Here is a 17,321-nt window from a genome sequence, read left to right as displayed (position 1 = left end):
GCACCGTCGCTGCAAGAGGGCCGGCTGATCGCCGGCCCTTTTTCTTTGGCGCGGCGGGTTATCCGCGCAAGTTCCCCAGGTCATGCACAGGTCTGTCCACAGGCGCTGTCGCAGGGCCGGCTTATCCTCGGAACCATGTCTGTAGTCTTCCAGAGCCCCGTGTTTCCTGGCGCCGCGCGCGACGACGAAGTCGCCCGCCTGCGGGTGCCGCCCCATTCGATCGAAGCCGAGCAGAGCGTGCTCGGCGGCCTGCTGCTCGACAACGGCGCCTGGGACCGCGCCGGCGACCTGCTGCAGGAAAGCGACTTCTACCGCTTCGAGCACAAGGCCATCTATGGCGTGATCGGCTCGCTGATCAACGCCAACAAGCCCGCCGACGTCATCACGGTCTTCGAGCAGCTGCAGAGCCTGGGCAAGGCCGACGAGTGCGGCGGCCTGGTCTACCTGAACGCGCTGGCGCAGAGCGTGCCCAGCGCGGCCAACCTGCGGCGCTATGCGGAGATCGTTCGCGAGCGCGCCATCCTGCGCAAGCTGATCGAGGCCAGCGACGAGATCGCCACCAACGCCTTCAATCCGCAGGGCAGGGCGGTGTCGCAGATCCTGGACGAGGCCGAGGGCAAGATCTTCAAGATCGGCGAAGAAGGCTCGCGCACCAAGCAGGGCTTCCAGAGCATGGACCATCTGGTCATGCAGCTGATCGACCGCGTGACCGAGCTGGCCGAGAACGGCGCCGAGGAAGTGACGGGCGTGCGCACCGGCTTCTACGACATGGACCGCATGACGGCGGGCCTGCAGCCGGGCGACCTGATCGTGCTGGCGGCGCGGCCTTCCATGGGCAAGACGGCCTTCGCGCTGAACATCGCCGAGCATGTGGCGGTGAACGAAGGCCTGCCGGCGGTGGTGTTCTCGATGGAAATGGGCGCCTCGCAGCTGGCGCTGCGGATGGTGGGCTCGCTCGGCCGCATCGACCAGCAGCACCTGCGCACCGGCGCGCTGCGCGACGACGAATGGGGCCGGCTGACCGAGGCGGTGGACAAGCTGTCCAAGGCCAGCGTCTTCATCGACGAGACGCCCGCGCTCAACCCGGCCGAGCTGCGCGCCCGCGCACGGCGCCAGGCGCGGCAGTGCGGCAAGCTGGGCCTGATCGTCATCGACTACCTGCAGCTGATGAGCGGCACCGCCAGCAGCAACGAGGAGAACCGGGCGACCGTCATCGGCGAGATTTCGCGTGGCCTGAAGGCGCTGGCCAAGGAGCTGCAATGCCCGGTGATCGCCTTGTCGCAGCTCAACCGCTCGGTGGAAACACGCACCGACAAGCGGCCGATGATGAGCGACCTGCGCGAGTCCGGCGCCATCGAGCAGGACGCCGACGTCATCATGTTCATCTACCGCGACGAGTACTACAACAAGGACTCGAAGGAGCCGGGCGTGGCCGAGATCATCATCGGCAAGCAGCGTAACGGCCCGGTGGGCACGGTGAAGCTCACCTTCCTCAAGCCGCTGACCAAGTTCGACAACCTGGCACCGGGCAGCAGCAGCGGCGAGTATTGAGTGATGGGCCGGCCGTGGTGCCGGCGTTTGCAAGGCGCGCAAGCACTGTATATATTCACAGTATGCGCACCGACCGCCCCATTTCGTCCCGCCCGCCAGCGGCCACCTTGATGTATGCACCTCGCTCGCCGGTCAAGGGCCGGGGCACGGTGTGGGCCATCGAGCACCGCTTCACTTCCGATGCACGGGAGGCCTTTGACGACGGCTGGGGTGCGCTGGAGCAGGCGGCGCAGGAAGAGGTGGTGGCGCCCGGCACGCAGCTGGTGGAAGAGAACGTCAAGTCGATCCTGGCGGCCAACGACTCGCCGGACATCTCGTTCGACCTGTCGATCAACCCCTACCGCGGCTGCGAGCACGGCTGCATCTACTGCTTCGCGCGGCCCACGCACAGCTACCTCAACCTGTCGCCGGGACTGGACTTCGAGACGCGCATCATCGCCAAGGTGAATGCGGCCGAACGGCTGCGTGAGGCCCTGGCCGGGCGCAGCTACCGGCCCCAGGCGCTGAACATCGGCTCGGCCACCGACGCCTACCAGCCGGTGGAACGCCGGCTGCGCATCACCCGTTCGGTGATCGAGGTGCTGGTGGAGGCGCAGCATCCGTTCTCGGTCATCACCAAGTCGGCCGGCATCGAGCGCGACATCGACCTGATTGCGCCAATGGCCGCGCAGAACATGGCGGCGGCCTATGTCTCGCTCACCACGCTGGACCCTCAGCTCGCCCGCATCCTGGAGCCGCGGGCGGCCGCGCCGCACCGGCGCCTGCAGACGATCAAGGCATTGACCCAGGCGGGTATCCGCGTGGGCGTGAGCGTGTCGCCGGTCATCCCCTTCATCAACGAGCCGGAGATTGAGCAGATCCTGGAGGCTGCGGCCGAGGCGGGTGCCACGCGGGCCTTCAGCATCGTCTTGCGGCTGCCGTGGGAGGTGAACCCGCTGTTCCAGCAGTGGCTGGAGCAGCACTTCCCTGACCGCGCAGCGCGGGTGATGGCACGAATCCGCGAGATGCGGGGTGGCCGCGACAACGATGCCAGCTTCGGCAGCCGCATGCGCGGGCAGGGCATCTGGGCCGAGCTGTTGCACCAGCGCGTGAAGAAGGCCGCCGCGCGGCTGGGCCTGGACCGGGAGCGGATCGAGCTGGACTTCAGCCGCTTCAAGCCGCCGGTGAAGGCCGGCATGCAGGCCCAGGGCAGCTTGTTCTAGGCACCCTGCCTAGAGATCCTCGTCGTCGGTCAGCATGTCGCCGATGCGGTAGGCCTCGGTGAAGGCTTCCAGCCCGTGGCTGCCGCCGTTGACTGCGCGCCGAGCACTGCGCAGGTCACCTTCCAGTAGCGCCGACTTGATGCGCAGCTCGCGGTCCTTCAAGAATGCGGCCAACACCGCAGCGGCTACGGCCGGGTCGTTGGCTTCGTGCGGATGATCGACCAGCGAAGCGCCCAGCCGCTCGGCGTACACGGTGTAGTTGTGGCGGCCGGTGAGCTGCACGAAGCCGCGGCCCTTGAAGGCGGCGCCATCCGGCGCGTCGTGGTTGCCCAGATCGGCGCGGCGGTCGTAGAGGTCGAATGGGTGGCCGCGCGGCGAGGTGTTGAAGCGCGACGGGCCTTCGTCGATGGGCACGAAGCCCGCCGTCTCGGCGCGGATGGTGGCCAGTGCGGCCAGCAGCATGATGCGGTCGGGCATGCCGGCGCTCTTCATCGCTTCCAGCACCGGCGGCAGGTGACTGCGGAGGGCGCCCAGCGGCGTGGCGGGGAACATCTGCGCCACCACCTGCAGCGTGAAGCGGTCGGTGGCGTCGGGAAGTTTGTGGCTGCGTGCCAGGCCCAGTGCACGCAAGGTGCGGGGGCCGGCCACGCCGTCGTGCAGCAGGCCGGCACTGTGCTGGAAGGCCATCACCGCGGCTTCGGTGCCGGCGCCAAACTCGCCGTCGATCTTGCCGGGATTGAACCCGGCCGTCAGCAGTGCCTGCTGCAGCTTGCGGACCGCGGGTCCGCTGTCACCGATCTCGAGCATCGCCATGCAAGACCTCGTGGACGCCGGAGCTGCCGGCGCTACGAGGCTTATAGCAGCGCGCCGCCGGCTTGTAACCGGCGGCATCCCCAGAAGCGCAGGCTTACTTGAACAGGTCCTTGACCCGGTCGGTCCAGCTCTTGGCGTTGGGCGAGTGCTTGTCGCCGCCCTTGCGGAAGGAGTCGTCCAGTTCCTTCAGCAGCTTGCGCTGGTGCTCGGTGATCTTCACCGGGGTTTCCACCGCGATATGGCAGTACAGGTCGCCCGGATAGCTGGATCGGATGCCCTTGATGCCCTTGCCGCGCAGCCGGAAGGTCTTGCCGTGCTGGGTGCCTTCGGGCAGCTCGATCTCCGCCTTGCCGCCCAGCGTGGGCACCTCGATGCCGCCGCCCAGCGCCGCGGTGGTCAGCCCGATCGGCACGGTGCAGTGCAGGTCGTCGCCGTCGCGCTCGAAGATCTCGTGCTGCTTGATGCGGATCTCGATGTAGAGATCGCCGGCGGGGCCGCCGTTGGTGCCAGGCTCGCCGTTGCCGGCCGAGCGGATCCGCATCCCTTCGTTGATGCCGGCGGGGATCTTCACCTCCAGCGTCTTCTGCCGCTTGATCTTGCCGGCGCCGCTGCAGGTTACGCAGGGCTCGGGGATGATCTTGCCGGTGCCGTGGCAGTGCGGGCAGGTCTGCTGGATGCTGAAGAAGCCCTGGCGCAGGTGCACCGTGCCGCTGCCGTTGCAGCTGGCGCAGGTCTTGGGGCTGGTGCCGGGCTTGGCGCCGGAGCCCTTGCAGGTCTCGCAGGTGTCCCAGGTGGGAATCCGGATCTGCGTTTCCTTGCCGTTGGCTGCTTCCTCGAGCGTGATCTCCATCGCGTAGGAGAGATCGCTGCCGCGGTAGACCTGCTGGCCGCCCGGCCGGCGCTGGCCGCCGGGGCCGCCCTGGGCACCGAAGAGGTCGCCGAAGATGTCGCCGAAGGCCTCGGCGAAACCGCCGAAGCCTTCCTGGCCCGGCCCGCCGCGGCCCATGCCCATGTTGGGGTCGACGCCGGCATGGCCGTATTGATCGTAGGCGGCCCGCTTCTGCGGGTCGGAGAGCATCTCGTAGGCCTCCTTGGCCTCCTTGAACTTCTCCTCGGCCGTCTTGGCATCGTCCCCCTGGTTGCGGTCCGGGTGGAACTTCATGGCCAGCTTGCGGTAGGCCTTCTTGATGGCGTCATCGTCGGCGTTCTTGGGGACGCCGAGGATGTCGTAGTAGTCGCGCTTAGTTGCCATTGAAAGTTGCCATTGAATTTCGGGCTCATTCAAGCGAGGAAGCCGCGCCGGGGCGAAGAGGCGTTCATCACGCAACCTTCGCGCCCGGACGCGGCGCATTCAAGGAACGTCGGGGGCGGACCGGGCAGGGCCGCCGCCGTCGTTCAGCACGTCACTTCTTGACTTCCTTGAAGTCGGCGTCGACGACGTTGTCGTCTTCCGCCCGTGCTTCGCTCTTCGGGGCCGCGCCTTCGGTGGCACCGGCCGCACCGGCGGCGCCGGCGGCAGCCGCCTGGGCATCGCCGTACATCTTCTCGCCCAGCTTCTGGCTGGCGGTCATCAGGGCTTCGGTCTTGGCGTCGATGTCGGCCTTGTCCTCACCCGCCAGGGCGGCTTCCAGGTCCTTCAGCGCGGCTTCGATCTTTTCCTTCTCGGGCGCGTCAAGCTTGTCGCCATGCTCGCTCACGCTCTTCTTGACCGAGTGCACCAGCGCCTCGCCCTGGTTGCGGGCCTGCACCAGCTCCAGCTTCTTGGCGTCTTCGGCGGCGTTCAGCTCGGCGTCCTTCACCATCTTCTCGATCTCGGCTTCGGACAGGCCCGAGTTCGCCTTGATGGTGATCTTGTTTTCCTTGCCGGTGCCCTTGTCCTTGGCGCTCACGTGCAGGATGCCGTTGGCGTCGATGTCGAAGGTGACTTCCACCTGCGGCACGCCGCGCGGCGCCGGCGGAATGCCTTCGAGGTTGAACTCGCCCAGGCTCTTGTTGCCCGAGGCCATCTCGCGCTCGCCCTGGAATACCTTGATGGTCACCGCCGGCTGGTTGTCGTCGGCCGTGGAAAACACCTGGCTGAACTTGGTCGGGATCGTGGTGTTCTTCTTGATCATCTTGGTCATCACGCCGCCCAGGGTCTCGATGCCCAGGCTCAGCGGGGTGACGTCCAGCAGCAGCACGTCCTTGCGCTCGCCGCCCAGCACCTGGCCTTGCACGGCCGCGCCCACTGCGACGGCTTCGTCAGGGTTGACGTCCTTGCGCGGCTCCTTGCCGAAGAACTCCTTGACCTTCTCCTGCACCTTGGGCATGCGGGTCATGCCGCCGACCAGGATCACGTCGTCGATGTCGCTGACCTTGACGCCCGCATCCTTGATGGCGATGCGGCAGGGCTCGATCGTGCGCTCGATCAGCTCGTCCACCAGGCTTTCCAGCTTGGCGCGGGTGAGCTTGATGTTCAGGTGCTTCGGGCCCGAGGCATCGGCCGTGACGTAGGGCAGGTTGATGTCGGTCTGCGACGAGTTCGACAGCTCGATCTTCGCCTTCTCGGCCGCTTCCTTCAGGCGCTGCAGGGCCAGCACGTCCTTGGTCAGGTCGACGCCTTGCTCCTTTTTGAACTCGGCGATGATGTAGTCGATGATGCGCTGGTCGAAGTCTTCGCCGCCCAGGAAGGTGTCGCCGTTGGTCGACAGCACCTCGAACTGCTTCTCGCCATCGACGTCGGCGATCTCGATCACCGAGATGTCGAAGGTGCCGCCGCCCAGGTCATAGACGGCGATCTTGCGGTCGCCCTTGCCGTGCTTGTCCAGGCCGAAGGCCAGGGCCGCGGCCGTGGGCTCGTTGATGATGCGCTTGACGTCCAGGCCGGCGATGCGGCCGGCGTCCTTGGTGGCCTGGCGCTGCGCGTCGTTGAAGTACGCAGGCACCGTGATCACGGCCTCGGTCACTTCCTCGCCCAGGTAGTCCTCGGCGGTCTTCTTCATCTTGCGCAGCACTTCGGCGCTGACCTGCGGGGGCGCCAGCTTCTTGCCGCGCACTTCCACCCAGGCGTCGCCGTTGTCGGCCGCGGCGATGGTGTAGGGCATCAGGTCGATGTCCTTCTGCACTTCCTTCTCGGTGAACTTGCGACCGATCAGGCGCTTGACCGCATACAGCGTGTTGCGCGGGTTGGTGACGGCCTGCCGCTTGGCGGCGGCGCCGACCAGGATCTCACCGTCTTCCTGGTACGCAATGATCGACGGCGTGGTGCGCGCACCTTCGCTGTTCTCGATCACGCGCGTGGTGTTGCCTTCCATGACCGCGACGCACGAATTCGTGGTGCCGAGGTCGATGCCAATGATCTTGCCCATATTCTTTCTCCTGAAACTGAAAAATCCGGTTGTGTTCGAGTTGTGGATAACTCAGGTCTTTTCAAGGCTCACTTCGGCGCCGACACCGTCACCAGCGCGGGGCGAAGCACCCGCTCGGCGATGAGGTAGCCCTTCTGCAGCACAGCCACCACCGTGTTGGCCTCCTGGTCGGCCGGCACCACGCTGATGGCCTGGTGCTGGTGGGGATCGAACTTGGTGCCCGCGGGCGGCGCGATCTCGACCACCTTGTTGCGCTCCAGCGCCTGGCTGAGCTGGCGCAGCGTGGCATGCACGCCTTCCAGCATCTGCTGGCTGGTGGCGTTCTGGATGGCGATCGCGGCTTCCAGGCTGTCCTTGACCGGCAGCAGCGATTCGGCAAAACCTTCCACCGCGAACTTGCGGGCCTTGGCCACTTCTTCCTCGGCGCGGCGGCGGGTGTTCTCGGCCTCGGCCTTGGAGCGCAGGTAGGCGTCGGCCACCTCCGCATGCTTGGCCTCCAGTTCGGCCAGGCGGGCTTCGGCCGACGGCGCGGCGCCGTCGCTGCCCGACGGGGCGGCAGGCGACGCGGTCGTGGCTTCAGGGGCGGCCGGCGCTGCGGCGGGCGCACCGGCGGCGGCCGGATCGGCGGCTTGGGGGCTTGTTGGGCGGGGTCGTTCGACGTCATTGTTTTCAAACGGAAAGAGGACTGCCGGGCACTTGAGGCGTGATTTCAGGGTTTCAAGAGGGCCTTCGCACGCTGGGGTTGATCCAGACGTGGCACGCGCGCGGGGATCAGCTGCCGTCGTCGTCGTCGACCGAGGCGCTCCAGCGCTGCCAGTCGGCCAAGGTGCGGCGGTCGCGCTTGGTGGGCCGGCCCTGCTCGATGCTGGCGGCCGGCTCCACGCCCTGGCGGCGGGCCTGCGCAGCCCGTTCACGGGCCTGGATGCTGTCCGGCGTTTCCTCGTACAGGGCCCGGGCCACCGGGGCCGGGCCGCGCACATGGCTCAGCCCCAGCACCACCACGGTGCGCAGCGCGGGCCCCTGGCGGAACTGCACCCGGTCGCCCAGGCGCAGCTCGCGCGAGGCCTTGGCCACCTGCTCGTTGATGCTCACGCGGCCCTTGCCGATCTCCTCGGCGGCCAGCGAGCGGGTCTTGAAGAAGCGGGCGGCCCACAGCCACTTGTCCAGGCGCGGGCCTTCGCGGGTGTCTTCGTCGTCGTGTTTGGTCTTCATCAGCGGGCGGCATTCTCCGCGAGCGGCAGGCGCACCACCGCATCGAGCCCCGGCGGCCGCCTGTCGTCGCCGCGCCGGTTCTCCAGGGCGATCTGGCCGCCCAGCGGTTCGACGATCTCGCGGCAAATGGCAAGCCCGAGTCCGGAGCCGCTGCCCGCCTCGCCGGCACTGAAGGGCTGGAACAGCCGCCGGCGCAGCGGCTCGCTGATGCCGGGGCCCTCATCGGCCACCGTGAGCACCGCCTGGCCGCCATCGACGCCCAGGCGCACCTCCAGCGCGCTGCCGGGCGGGCCGTGCTTGATGGCGTTGTGCAGCAGGTTACGGGTGAGCTCGCGCAGGGCCCAGGGATGCGCGCGCACCCAAGCCGGCGCCGCTTCCAGCGAGAAGTCGAGCCCGCGATCGGCGGTGAGCGGCGCGATGTCCAGCGACACCGCGCGCACGATGGGTGCCCAGTCCTGCGGCTCGGGTGCGCCTTGCTGGCGCAGCTGCTCCAGCTTGGCCAGCGCCAGCATCTGGTTGGCCAGGTCGGTGGCGCCCTGCACGGTGGTGGCGATCTCCTGCAGCGCCTGGGCCGGCGGCACGTCGCCACGCTGGGCCGACTGCACCTGCGCCTTCAGCACTGCCAGCGGCGTGCGCAGCTGGTGCGAGGCATCGCGCACGAAGCGCTTCTGGTGGTCCAGCAGCTGTTGCAGGCGCTGCATCACCTCGTTGGTGGCGTCCATCAGCGGGCGCAGCTCCTTCGGCGCGCCTTGCGCATCCACCGGTGTCAGGTCGCCTTCGCGGCGCTGGCGCAGCAGGGTGCTGAGCTCGCGCACGGGCCGCGTGGCGCTCTGCACCACCAGCACCACCACCAGCGCCAGCACCGCCAGCAGCGCGGCCTGGCGCCACACCGTGTCCAGCAGGATCTGGCGGGCCAGCGTCTCGCGCAGCTCCAGCGTCTCGGCCACCTGGATGGTGGCCACGCCCATGCCGTCGCGGCTGGCCACCGGCTGCAGCAGCACCGCCACGCGCACCGGCTCGCCCTGGTAGTGGTCGTCGTAGAACTCCACCAGGGCCGCATACGGTCCCTTGGCCGGCAGCGTGCCGCGCCACGGCGGCAGGTCGGGGTAGCCGGCCACCACCTCGCCGTCGAAGCCGGTGACCTTGTAGAACAGGCTGCTGCGGTTGTCCGACTCGAAGGCCTCCAGCGCCGAGTACTGCACGGTGGAGGTGATGCGCAGCCGGCCGCCCACCTGTTCCACTGCCAGCAGCTCGCCCAGCGACTTGGCCGAGGCCAGCAGCGTGCGGTCGTAGGCGGTATTGACCGAGCGCAGCGCTTGTCTATACAAGCTGCCGGTGTTCAGCGCCACCAGCGCCAGCATGGGCAGCAGCAGCCCCCACAGCAACCGGCTGCGCACCGACAACCGGCCCAGGCGGCGCCGCAGGTCCTGCATCGAAGGCGGCTTCATCCCTTGAGCAGGTAACCCAGGCCGCGCAGGGTGACCAGCTGCGCGCCGGTGGCGGCCAGCCGCTTGCGCAGCCGGTACACCACCACCTCGATGGCCTCGGCCTGCGCGCTGGCGTCGCCCGGGAACACCAGCTCGAACAGGCGTTCCTTGGCCACAGCCTGGCCCGGCTGGGCCAGCAGGCCGCGCAGCAGCGCGGCCTCGCGCGGTGAGAGGTCCATCGGCTCGCCCAGGTGGTAGATCGCGCCGCTGGCGGCGTCCACCCGCAGGCCGCAGAACTCGGGTGCCGGCGCGGCCTTTCCGGCGCGGCGGGCCAGGGCCTGCACGCGGGCTTCCAGCTCGTCCAGGTCGAAAGGCTTGGGCAGGTAGTCGTCGGCGCCGGTGTTCAGGCCCAGCACGCGGTCGCCCACGGTGCTGCGCGCGGTGAGGATGAGCACCGGCGTGGTGAAGCCGCGCTGGCGCGCCTGCGCCAGCACTTCCAGGCCGTCGACGTCGGGCAGGCTGAGGTCCAGCAGCACCACGTCGGGCACGCTGGCGGCCCAGCGGTCCAGCGCGCGGCTGCCTTCGCCGCACACCACCACCTGGAAGCCGCGGCGCTGGAAGGAGCGCTGCAGCGTGGTCTGCATGGTGGGGTTGTCTTCGATCAGCAGCAGCTTCATGCGCGCGGGCCGGGGCCGCGGGGCCCTAGCGCTTTCCCTAGGTGGATGGACAGCCGTTTGACAGCTTTCTTGGCGAAGATCACCTCGGCCATTTTCACTAGAACGCCTTCCGTCTGGAGACACCATGCGTCGTGACACCTTCCTGAAATCCCTGGCGGCCCTGGCCGCTTCCGGTGCCCTGCCGATGTCAGCCTGGGCGGCGGCCAACCTGAAGATGATGGTGCCCGCCAACCCGGGCGGCGGCTGGGACACCACGGGCCGCGCGCTGGGCAAGGCGCTGATCGATTCCGGCGCGGCCGCGACCGTGAGCTACGAGAACAAGGGCGGTGCAGCAGGCACCATCGGCCTGGCCCAGTTCGTCAACAGCAGCAAGGGCGACGGCAATGCGCTGATGGTGATGGGCGCCGTGATGCTGGGCGGCATCATCACCGGCAAGCCGCCGGTGCAGCTGTCGCAGGCCACGCCCATCGCGCGGCTGTCCAGCGAATACAACGTCTTCGTGCTGCCGGCCAACTCGCCCTTCAAGACCATGCAGGACGTGGTGGCCCAGCTCAAGAAGGACCCCGGCAGCGTGAAGTGGGGCGGTGGCTCCCGCGGCTCGACCGAGCACATCGCCGCGGCCATGCTGGCGCGTGACGTCGGCGTCGATCCGGCCAAGATCAACTACGTGGCCTTCCGGGGGGTGGCGAAGCCACGGCCGCCATCCTGGGCGGCAACGTGTCGGTGGGCGGCAGCGGCCTGAGCGAGTTCTCCGAGTACATCAAGGCCGGCAAGATGCGCGCGGTGGCCGTCACCTCGGACAAGCGCCTGCCCGGCCAGGACATCCCGACGATGAAGGAGATGGGCTACAACGTGGTGATCGGCAACTGGCGCGGCGTGTTCGGCGCGGCCGGCATCACGCCCGAGCAGCGCAAGGCGCTGACCGACGCCATCGTCACCGCCACCAAGCACAAGTCGTGGGCGGAAGCCGTGGAGCGCAACGGCTGGACGCCCGCGCTGCTCACCGGCCCGGCCTTCGACCAGTTCGTGGACGACGAATTCGCATCGCTGCGGGCGGTGATGGCCAAGTCCGGAATGATCTGATGCACAGCGCCCGCCGCCCCAAGGGTGCCCAGACACTCGTGGCCGTCGGAACGCTGGTGGCCGCTGGCCTGCTGGCGGCCGGCGCCCGCGACATCAGCTCCGAGGCCGGCTATGCCGGCATCGGCCCCAACTTCGTGCCGTGGGTGGTGGCCATCGCCCTGGGCATCTGCGGGCTGTGGCTGCTGTGGGAGTCGCTGACCGGCGGCTTCCGCCAGATGGACGAGGACGAGCCGCCGCCGGTGCTGTCAGGCGGCGATGGCCGGCCCTACTGGCCGGGCTTCGCCGCGGTCTCCGCCGGCATCCTCCTGAACGCCGCGCTCATCACCACCATCGGCTTCATCCTGAGCTGCACGCTGTCGTTCGTGCTGGCCACGCGCGGCTACCGCGCCTCGCAGGGCCACCCGGACCTGAGGCCGCTGACGCTGCTGAAGGATGCGTTGGTGGGCATCGCGATCGCTGCGCCGGTGTACTGGCTGTTCACCAAGCTGCTGGCCATCAACCTTCCCGGCCTGACGGCCACCGGCTGGATCTGAACGGCACCCCATGGACGTCTGGAACCAACTCCTCCAAGGCTTTGCCACCGCCGGCACGCCGGTCAACCTGCTGTGGGCGCTGCTGGGCTGCACCATCGGCACCGCCATCGGCGTGCTGCCGGGCATCGGGCCGGCCACCGCGGTGGCAATGCTGCTGCCCATCACGCTGCAGGTCGAGCCCACCGGCTCGATGATCTTCTTCGCCGGCATCTACTACGGTGCGATGTACGGCGGCTCCACCACCTCCATCCTGCTGAATACGCCCGGCGAGGCGGCCTCCATGGTCACCGCGATGGAGGGCAACAAGATGGCCAAGAACGGCCGCGCCGGCGCGGCGCTGGCCACGGCGGCCATCGGCTCCTTCGTGGCCGGCACCATCGCCACGGTGGTGGTGACGATCGCCGCGCCGGTGGTGGCCAAGTACGCGGTGCTGCTGGGCCCGCCCGAGTACTTCATGCTGATGGTGCTGGCCTTCGTCACCGTCACGGCGGTGCTGGGCAAGAGCGCGCTGCGCGGCGTGACCGCGCTGTTCATCGGGCTGGCGCTGGGCCTGATCGGCATCGACCAGATCACCGGCCAGGCCCGCTACACCATGGGCGTGCCCGAGCTGATGGACGGCATGGAGGTGGTGCTGATCGCGGTCGGGCTGTTCGCGGTGGCGGAGGCGCTGCACGTGGTGCTGTTCGAAGGCCGCGTGGTGGAGACGCAGAACAAGCTGACCAAGGTGCACATGACCAAGCTGGAATGGAAGCGGTCCATCCCGGCCTGGCTGCGCGCCACCTTCATCGGCATCCCGTTCGGCACCATCCCGGCCGGCGGCAGCGAGATCCCCACCTTCCTCAGCTACGCCACCGAGAAGAAGTTCTCCAAGCACAAGGAGCAGTTCGGCACCACCGGAGCCATCGAGGGCGTGGCCGGGCCCGAGGCCGCCAACAACGCGGCCATCACCGCCACGCTGATCCCACTGCTGACGCTGGGCATTCCCACCTCCAACACCGCGGCCATCCTGCTGGGGGCGTTCCAGAACTACGGCATCCAGCCCGGGCCGCAGCTGCTGGACACCAATGCCACGCTGGTGTGGGCGCTGATCGCCTCGCTGTACATCGGCAACGTGATGCTGCTGGTGCTGAACCTGCCGCTGGTGGGCCTGTGGGTCAAGCTGCTGAAGGTGCCGAAGGCGCAGCTGTATGCCGGCATCCTGATCTTCGCCACGGTGGGCGTGTACGGCATGCGGCAGTCGGCCTTCGACCTCTTCCTGCTGTACGCCATCGGCGTGCTGGGCCTGGTGCTGCGGCGCTTCGACTTTCCCGCCGCGCCGGTGGTCATCGGCATGATCCTGGGCCCGCTGGCCGAGGCGCAGCTGCGCAACGCGCTGTCCATCGGCGAAGGCAAGTGGAGCATCCTGTGGGAGCGGCCGATGTCGGCCACGCTGCTGGCCTGCATCGTGGCGGTGATCGTGCTCCCGCGCATCGTCAAGCGGCTGCGGCGGGGCTGACCGCCGGCAGCCCGGCGCGGCGGTTCTTCAGGCGGCCGCGCCCATCGCGACGGCGCGCTCGCGCTGGGCGGCCAGTGCCGCGGGCGGGGCGCCGCGCAGCTCCCAGCCCTGCAGATGGCGTTCGGCCAGCGCGGCCAGCGCGTTGATCCACTGCGGCTGGTCGTTCAGGCAGGGGATGTAGTGGAAGGCCTGGCCACCGGCATGCAGGAAGGCTTCGCGCGCTTCCTGGTCGATCTCCTCCAGCGTCTCCAGGCAGTCGGAGGTGAAGCCGGGGCACATCACGTCCACGCGCTTCAGGCCCTGCTGCGCCAGTGCGATCAACGTCGGCTCGGTGTAGGGCTCCAGCCACTTGGCCTTGCCGAAGCGGCTCTGGAAGGTGACCTGCAGTTCGTCGGGCCGCAGGCCCAGATGCTCGCGCAGCAGCCGGGCGGTGACATGGCATTCGCAGTGGTAGGGGTCGCCCAGGTGCAGCGTGCGCTCGGGCACGCCGTGAAAGCTGAGCACCAGCTTGTCGCCGCGACCGTGGGCCGCCCAGTGGTCGGTCACGCGGCGGGCCAGCGCGCCGATGTAGCCGGCATCGTCGTGGTAGTGGTTGACGAAGCGCAGCTCGGGCTGGCGCCGCTGCTTCGCCATCCATTCGTTGATCTTGTCGTTGGCGGTGGCGGTGGTGGAGCCGGCGTATTGCGGATACAGCGGCAGCACCAGGATGCGCGTGGCGCCCTCGGCGGTGAGTTCATCCAGCACCGAAGGGATGGACGGATTGCCGTAGCGCATCGCATGGCGCACCAGCACCGCCGGCTCGGGCTGGCCCAGGCGTTCGCCCAGGTGGCCGCGCAGCAGCGTGGTCTGACGCTGCGTCCACACCGCCAGCGGCGAGCCTTCCGGCGTCCAGATGCTGGCGTACTTGGCCGCCGACTTGGCCGGCCGCACCCGCAGGATCACGCCGTGCAGGATGGGCAGCCAGGCGGCGCGGGGAATCTCCACCACCCGCGGATCGCTCAGGAACTCGGCCAGGTAGGTGCGCAGGGCCGGGGCGGTGGGCGCATCGGGCGTGCCCAGGTTGACGAGCAGGACCGCGGTGCGCTGGGGCGTGCCGTGGCGCCACGCGGCGGGGGGTGGGGTCGTCATGCAGTGTGATCTTCAGTGGATGCCGGCACCAAGCCGGCCGAGGTCGGCGAGGATACGGGACAAGTCCAGCGGCTTGGACCAGTAGCCCGCGAAGCCGGCCTGCTGCGCGCGGGCCATGTCCTCGGGCGCGGCATCGGCCGAGCACATGTAGGCCGGCACGGCCGCATAGCCGGGCAGGGTGCGCAGCCGGGCCAGCACCTCGTAGCCGTTGCAGTCGGGCAGGTGGGCGTCCAGCACGAGGACGTCGGGCCGCAGTTCGTCCAGCCGCTCGAACAGCTCGGCGCCGGTCTCCACCACATGTGGCTCCACGTCGCTGTGCATGCGCAGCGCCTCGGTGAACAGCAGCGCATTGACGCGGTTGTCCTCCAGGTACAGCAGGCGCAGCGGCGCGGTGCGCGCGGCGGGCCCGGGCACGCCGGCGGTGGCCCCGGCGGCCGGCACGGCGGGTGGGTCGGCCGGCAGCAGGATGCGCACGACGGTACCCACGCCCGGCTGGCTGCTCAGGCTGAGGCTGCCGCCCATGTCGCCCACCAGGCGGCGGGCGATCAGCAGGCCCAGGCCGCTGCCTTCGATGTTGCCTTCGCGGCCCAGCCGCTCGAAGGGCTGGAACAGCCGGGCCTGCTGGTCCTGGGTCATGCCGGAGCCGGTGTCGCGCACCTCGATGGCCACCGAGCCGCCGGACTCCGCCTCGAGGTGCCAGTGCACATGGCCGGCAGGCCGGTTGTACTTGATGGCGTTGGAGCCGATGTTCAGCAGCACCTGGCGCAGCCGCTGCTCGTCGGCCACCAGCCGGGGCGGGGCCGGCAACAGCGGCGGCAGGTGCTGGCTGACGCCGCGGGCCTGCGCCAGCGGCTGCAGCATGGAGGCGCAGGCCACCACCAGCGGCGCGGCATCCATCGCACGCGGCTGCAGGTTGAGGCCACCTTCCTCCACCTGCTGCAGGTCCAGCACGTCGTTGATGAGCGTGAGCAGGTGCTGGCTGGCATGCAGCACATGGTCCACGTAGTCCAGCCGCGCGCCGCCCTGCAGCCGCAGCAGCTGCGCGAAGCCGATGACCGCATTCAGGGGCGTGCGCATCTCGTGGCTCATGCGCGAGAGGAACTCGCTCTTGCTGCGGCTGGCCAGCTCCGCGGCCTGCTTGTCGCGCAGGGCCGCCTCGGTGGCGCGCTGGCGGGTGATGTCGGTCTGCGTGCCCACCATGCGCAGCGCGCTGCCATCGGCCCCGCGCGCGACGATGCGGCCGCGGTCGCGTATCCACAGCATTCGGCCGTCGCGATGCCGCATGCGGTAGTCCACCTCGAAGCCGAGGGCCTCGCCCTGCTGGTAGGCCTGCAGCGCGGCCTGCACCGCCGGCAGGTCTTCCGGATGCACGCGTGACGACCATTCCACGGCGTCGTCGCCGATCTCGTGCTCGGCATAGCCCAGCATCTGCTTCCAGTAGGCGGAGTAGAAGGTGCGGCCCGTGTCGACCTCCCAGTCCCACACGCCGTGGCCGGCCGCATCGAGCGCGAACTTCCAGCGCTCCTCGTTCAGCCGCACCTCGGCGGCCAGCATGCGCAGCTCGGTCACGTCGCGCACCAGGTACAGCAGCTCGCCGTCGGGCATGGGGGAGATGCGCGCCTCGAAGCTGCGCGGCTGGCCACGCACCGGCAGCTCGTATTCCAGGCGCTGGCTGTCGCCGCTGGCGCGGGCCTGGCGCAGCGCGGCACGCAGGCTGTCGGCCAGCGGCGGCGGCAGCAGGTCTGCCATGTGGCGATCCGCCAGGCTGCTCCAGGGCACGGCCATGGACGGATGGTCGGGCGCGCTGCAATGCTTGAAGCGACCGTCGTCGGCGATGACGAACCAGAGGTCGGGCACCGCGCGCAGCACCGCACGCAGCCGCGCGTCGGAGGTGCGGGCGCGGTCCTGCTCCTCGGCCAGCGCGCTGGCGCGTCGCCGGCGGTCAGTGATGTCCATCGACAGGTGCACCACGGTGCCATCGGGCAGCCGGCGGTCGTTGATGGTCACCCAGCCACCGCGCCATTGCGTTTCCTGCGGACGGGGCACCGCAGCGGGCAGCGACAGCCGCCAGGCGACGAAGGCTTCCTCGCGGCCGATGGCCTGCTGGTAGTGGCCGGCGGCGGCCAGGTGGCGCACGGCGGTGGGCCAGTGGTCGCAACCGCGCGGCAGCAGGGCGCCGATCTGGCGGTGCCAGCGCTGGTTGGCCAGCAGGATGCGGCCATTCGGGTCGCTGATCATCACGCTGCCGGCCAGGCCGTCCAGCGTCTGCGTCAGCAGCTCATGCGCACGCTGCAGCCGGACGTCGGCGGGCTCGGACGGCCCGGCCGGTGCGGGTCCGGGCAGGGCGGCCAGGCGGGATTCGATGAGGCCGCCGCAGGCGATGGCCAGGTCGTGCAGGCCTTGCAGCACCGGATCGTCCAGCACCAGGGCCGGCCCACCCATCACGCACAGCGTGCCCACCGCGCGGCCGTGCATGCGCACCGGCACGCCGGCATAGGCGGCGATGCCGAGCGCCAAGGCGGTGGCGCGGCCCGGTGCATCGGCCGGCAGCGCATCGTGCAGCTGGCGCAGCACCTGGGCATGGTCGCGCCGGACCACCTGGGCGCACAGCGGATGCAGCGCAGCGGCCTCGGTGCGCAGCATGCCCACCGCGGCCTTGGTGAAGGACCGCTGGCCGGTAAAGAGCGTGAGCGCCGCCACCGGGCTGCGGCTGCAGCGGGCGGCCTGGCGCACCAGGGCGTCGAAGGCGGCGTCGGGGCTGGCATCCAGCAGCGCCAGTGCATCGGCGGCCACGGGCGGCGGCTGCTGCGCCGGAGCGGTGTCGGCGGACACGCGGGACTGCGTCGTCATGTC

General features: G+C 69.4%; 13 protein-coding genes and 1 pseudogene. 5 read left to right on the top strand and 9 right to left on the bottom strand.

The features are described 5' to 3' along the window. Positions 1 to 135: 135 nt before the first annotated feature. Together dnaB and LRS14_RS05605 are read left to right on the top strand one after the other, a co-directional pair. Entirely contained in the window at positions 136 to 1,551 is a 1,416-nt protein-coding gene (gene dnaB, locus LRS14_RS05610) for a replicative DNA helicase (RefSeq protein ID WP_046111430.1), read from the top strand. Between the two features lie 110 nt (positions 1,552 to 1,661). After that, entirely contained in the window at positions 1,662 to 2,753 is a 1,092-nt protein-coding gene (locus tag LRS14_RS05605; RefSeq protein WP_257800419.1) for a PA0069 family radical SAM protein, read from the top strand. A gap of 9 nt (positions 2,754 to 2,762) precedes the next feature. Here the strand turns inward: LRS14_RS05605 and LRS14_RS05600 are convergent, their stop codons facing one another. The 7 genes from LRS14_RS05600 to LRS14_RS05570 all read right to left on the bottom strand — a co-directional run bounded on the left by LRS14_RS05600 (position 2,763) and on the right by LRS14_RS05570 (position 10,229). After that, on the bottom strand, positions 2,763 to 3,566 hold the full coding sequence (locus LRS14_RS05600; RefSeq protein ID WP_257798914.1) for a peptidoglycan-binding protein: 804 nt from the start codon (positions 3,564 to 3,566) through the stop codon (positions 2,763 to 2,765). Between the two features lie 94 nt (positions 3,567 to 3,660). Next, positions 3,661 to 4,818, bottom strand: coding sequence for a molecular chaperone DnaJ (gene dnaJ / locus LRS14_RS05595; protein ID WP_257798913.1), 1,158 nt, complete (start codon positions 4,816 to 4,818; stop codon positions 3,661 to 3,663). A 151-nt stretch (positions 4,819 to 4,969) separates the two neighbouring features. Beyond that, positions 4,970 to 6,913: a molecular chaperone DnaK gene (gene dnaK, locus LRS14_RS05590; protein ID WP_046111426.1), complete on the bottom strand. Its 1,944-nt coding sequence runs from the start codon at positions 6,911 to 6,913 to the stop codon at positions 4,970 to 4,972. A 68-nt stretch (positions 6,914 to 6,981) separates the two neighbouring features. Further along, positions 6,982 to 7,626, bottom strand: a complete 645-nt coding sequence (gene grpE / locus LRS14_RS05585; protein ID WP_404977576.1) for a nucleotide exchange factor GrpE — start codon at positions 7,624 to 7,626, stop codon at positions 6,982 to 6,984. Positions 7,627 to 7,684: 58 nt separating this feature from the next. Then, positions 7,685 to 8,125 carry an RNA-binding S4 domain-containing protein gene (locus LRS14_RS05580; protein ID WP_257798912.1) on the bottom strand — a complete coding sequence of 147 codons (441 nt, stop codon included), beginning with the start codon at positions 8,123 to 8,125 and terminating at the stop codon, positions 7,685 to 7,687. Continuing rightward, positions 8,125 to 9,573 carry a sensor histidine kinase gene (locus LRS14_RS05575; RefSeq protein WP_232315254.1) on the bottom strand — a complete coding sequence of 483 codons (1,449 nt, stop codon included), beginning with the start codon at positions 9,571 to 9,573 and terminating at the stop codon, positions 8,125 to 8,127. The genes LRS14_RS05580 and LRS14_RS05575 overlap by 1 nt, the downstream gene beginning before the upstream one ends. Then, complete coding sequence (locus LRS14_RS05570) at positions 9,570 to 10,229, bottom strand: response regulator transcription factor (RefSeq protein WP_257798911.1); 660 nt, start codon at positions 10,227 to 10,229, stop codon at positions 9,570 to 9,572. Before LRS14_RS05570 ends, LRS14_RS05575 begins: the two co-directional genes overlap by 4 nt. A gap of 124 nt (positions 10,230 to 10,353) precedes the next feature. Between LRS14_RS05570 and LRS14_RS05565 the strand changes: the two are divergent. From LRS14_RS05565 to LRS14_RS05555, 3 genes and pseudogenes are all read left to right on the top strand, one after another. Then, positions 10,354 to 11,312, top strand: a pseudogene (locus LRS14_RS05565) (tripartite tricarboxylate transporter substrate binding protein). After that, entirely contained in the window at positions 11,312 to 11,845 is a 534-nt protein-coding gene (locus LRS14_RS05560) for a tripartite tricarboxylate transporter TctB family protein (RefSeq protein ID WP_257798910.1), read from the top strand. Before LRS14_RS05565 ends, LRS14_RS05560 begins: the two are co-directional and overlap by 1 nt. Positions 11,846 to 11,855: 10 nt before the next feature. Beyond that, positions 11,856 to 13,340, top strand: a complete 1,485-nt coding sequence (locus LRS14_RS05555; protein ID WP_046111421.1) for a tripartite tricarboxylate transporter permease — start codon at positions 11,856 to 11,858, stop codon at positions 13,338 to 13,340. Between the two features lie 27 nt (positions 13,341 to 13,367). Here the strand turns inward: LRS14_RS05555 and hemH are convergent, their stop codons facing one another. Continuing rightward, complete coding sequence (hemH, locus tag LRS14_RS05550; RefSeq protein ID WP_257798909.1) at positions 13,368 to 14,468, bottom strand: ferrochelatase; 1,101 nt, start codon at positions 14,466 to 14,468, stop codon at positions 13,368 to 13,370. Between the two features lie 12 nt (positions 14,469 to 14,480). After that, positions 14,481 to 17,318 (bottom strand): ATP-binding protein, encoded by a 2,838-nt coding sequence (locus LRS14_RS05545; protein WP_257798908.1) that lies wholly within the window; start codon positions 17,316 to 17,318, stop codon positions 14,481 to 14,483. Positions 17,319 to 17,321: the final 3 nt, after the last annotated feature.

This window comes from Aquincola sp. J276, assembly GCF_024700035.1.
Lineage (GTDB): Bacteria > Pseudomonadota > Gammaproteobacteria > Burkholderiales > Burkholderiaceae_C > Aquincola > Aquincola tertiaricarbonis.
Note: the sequence above shows the minus strand (reverse complement) of the source record. Positions and strands in the feature narration are given on the sequence as shown.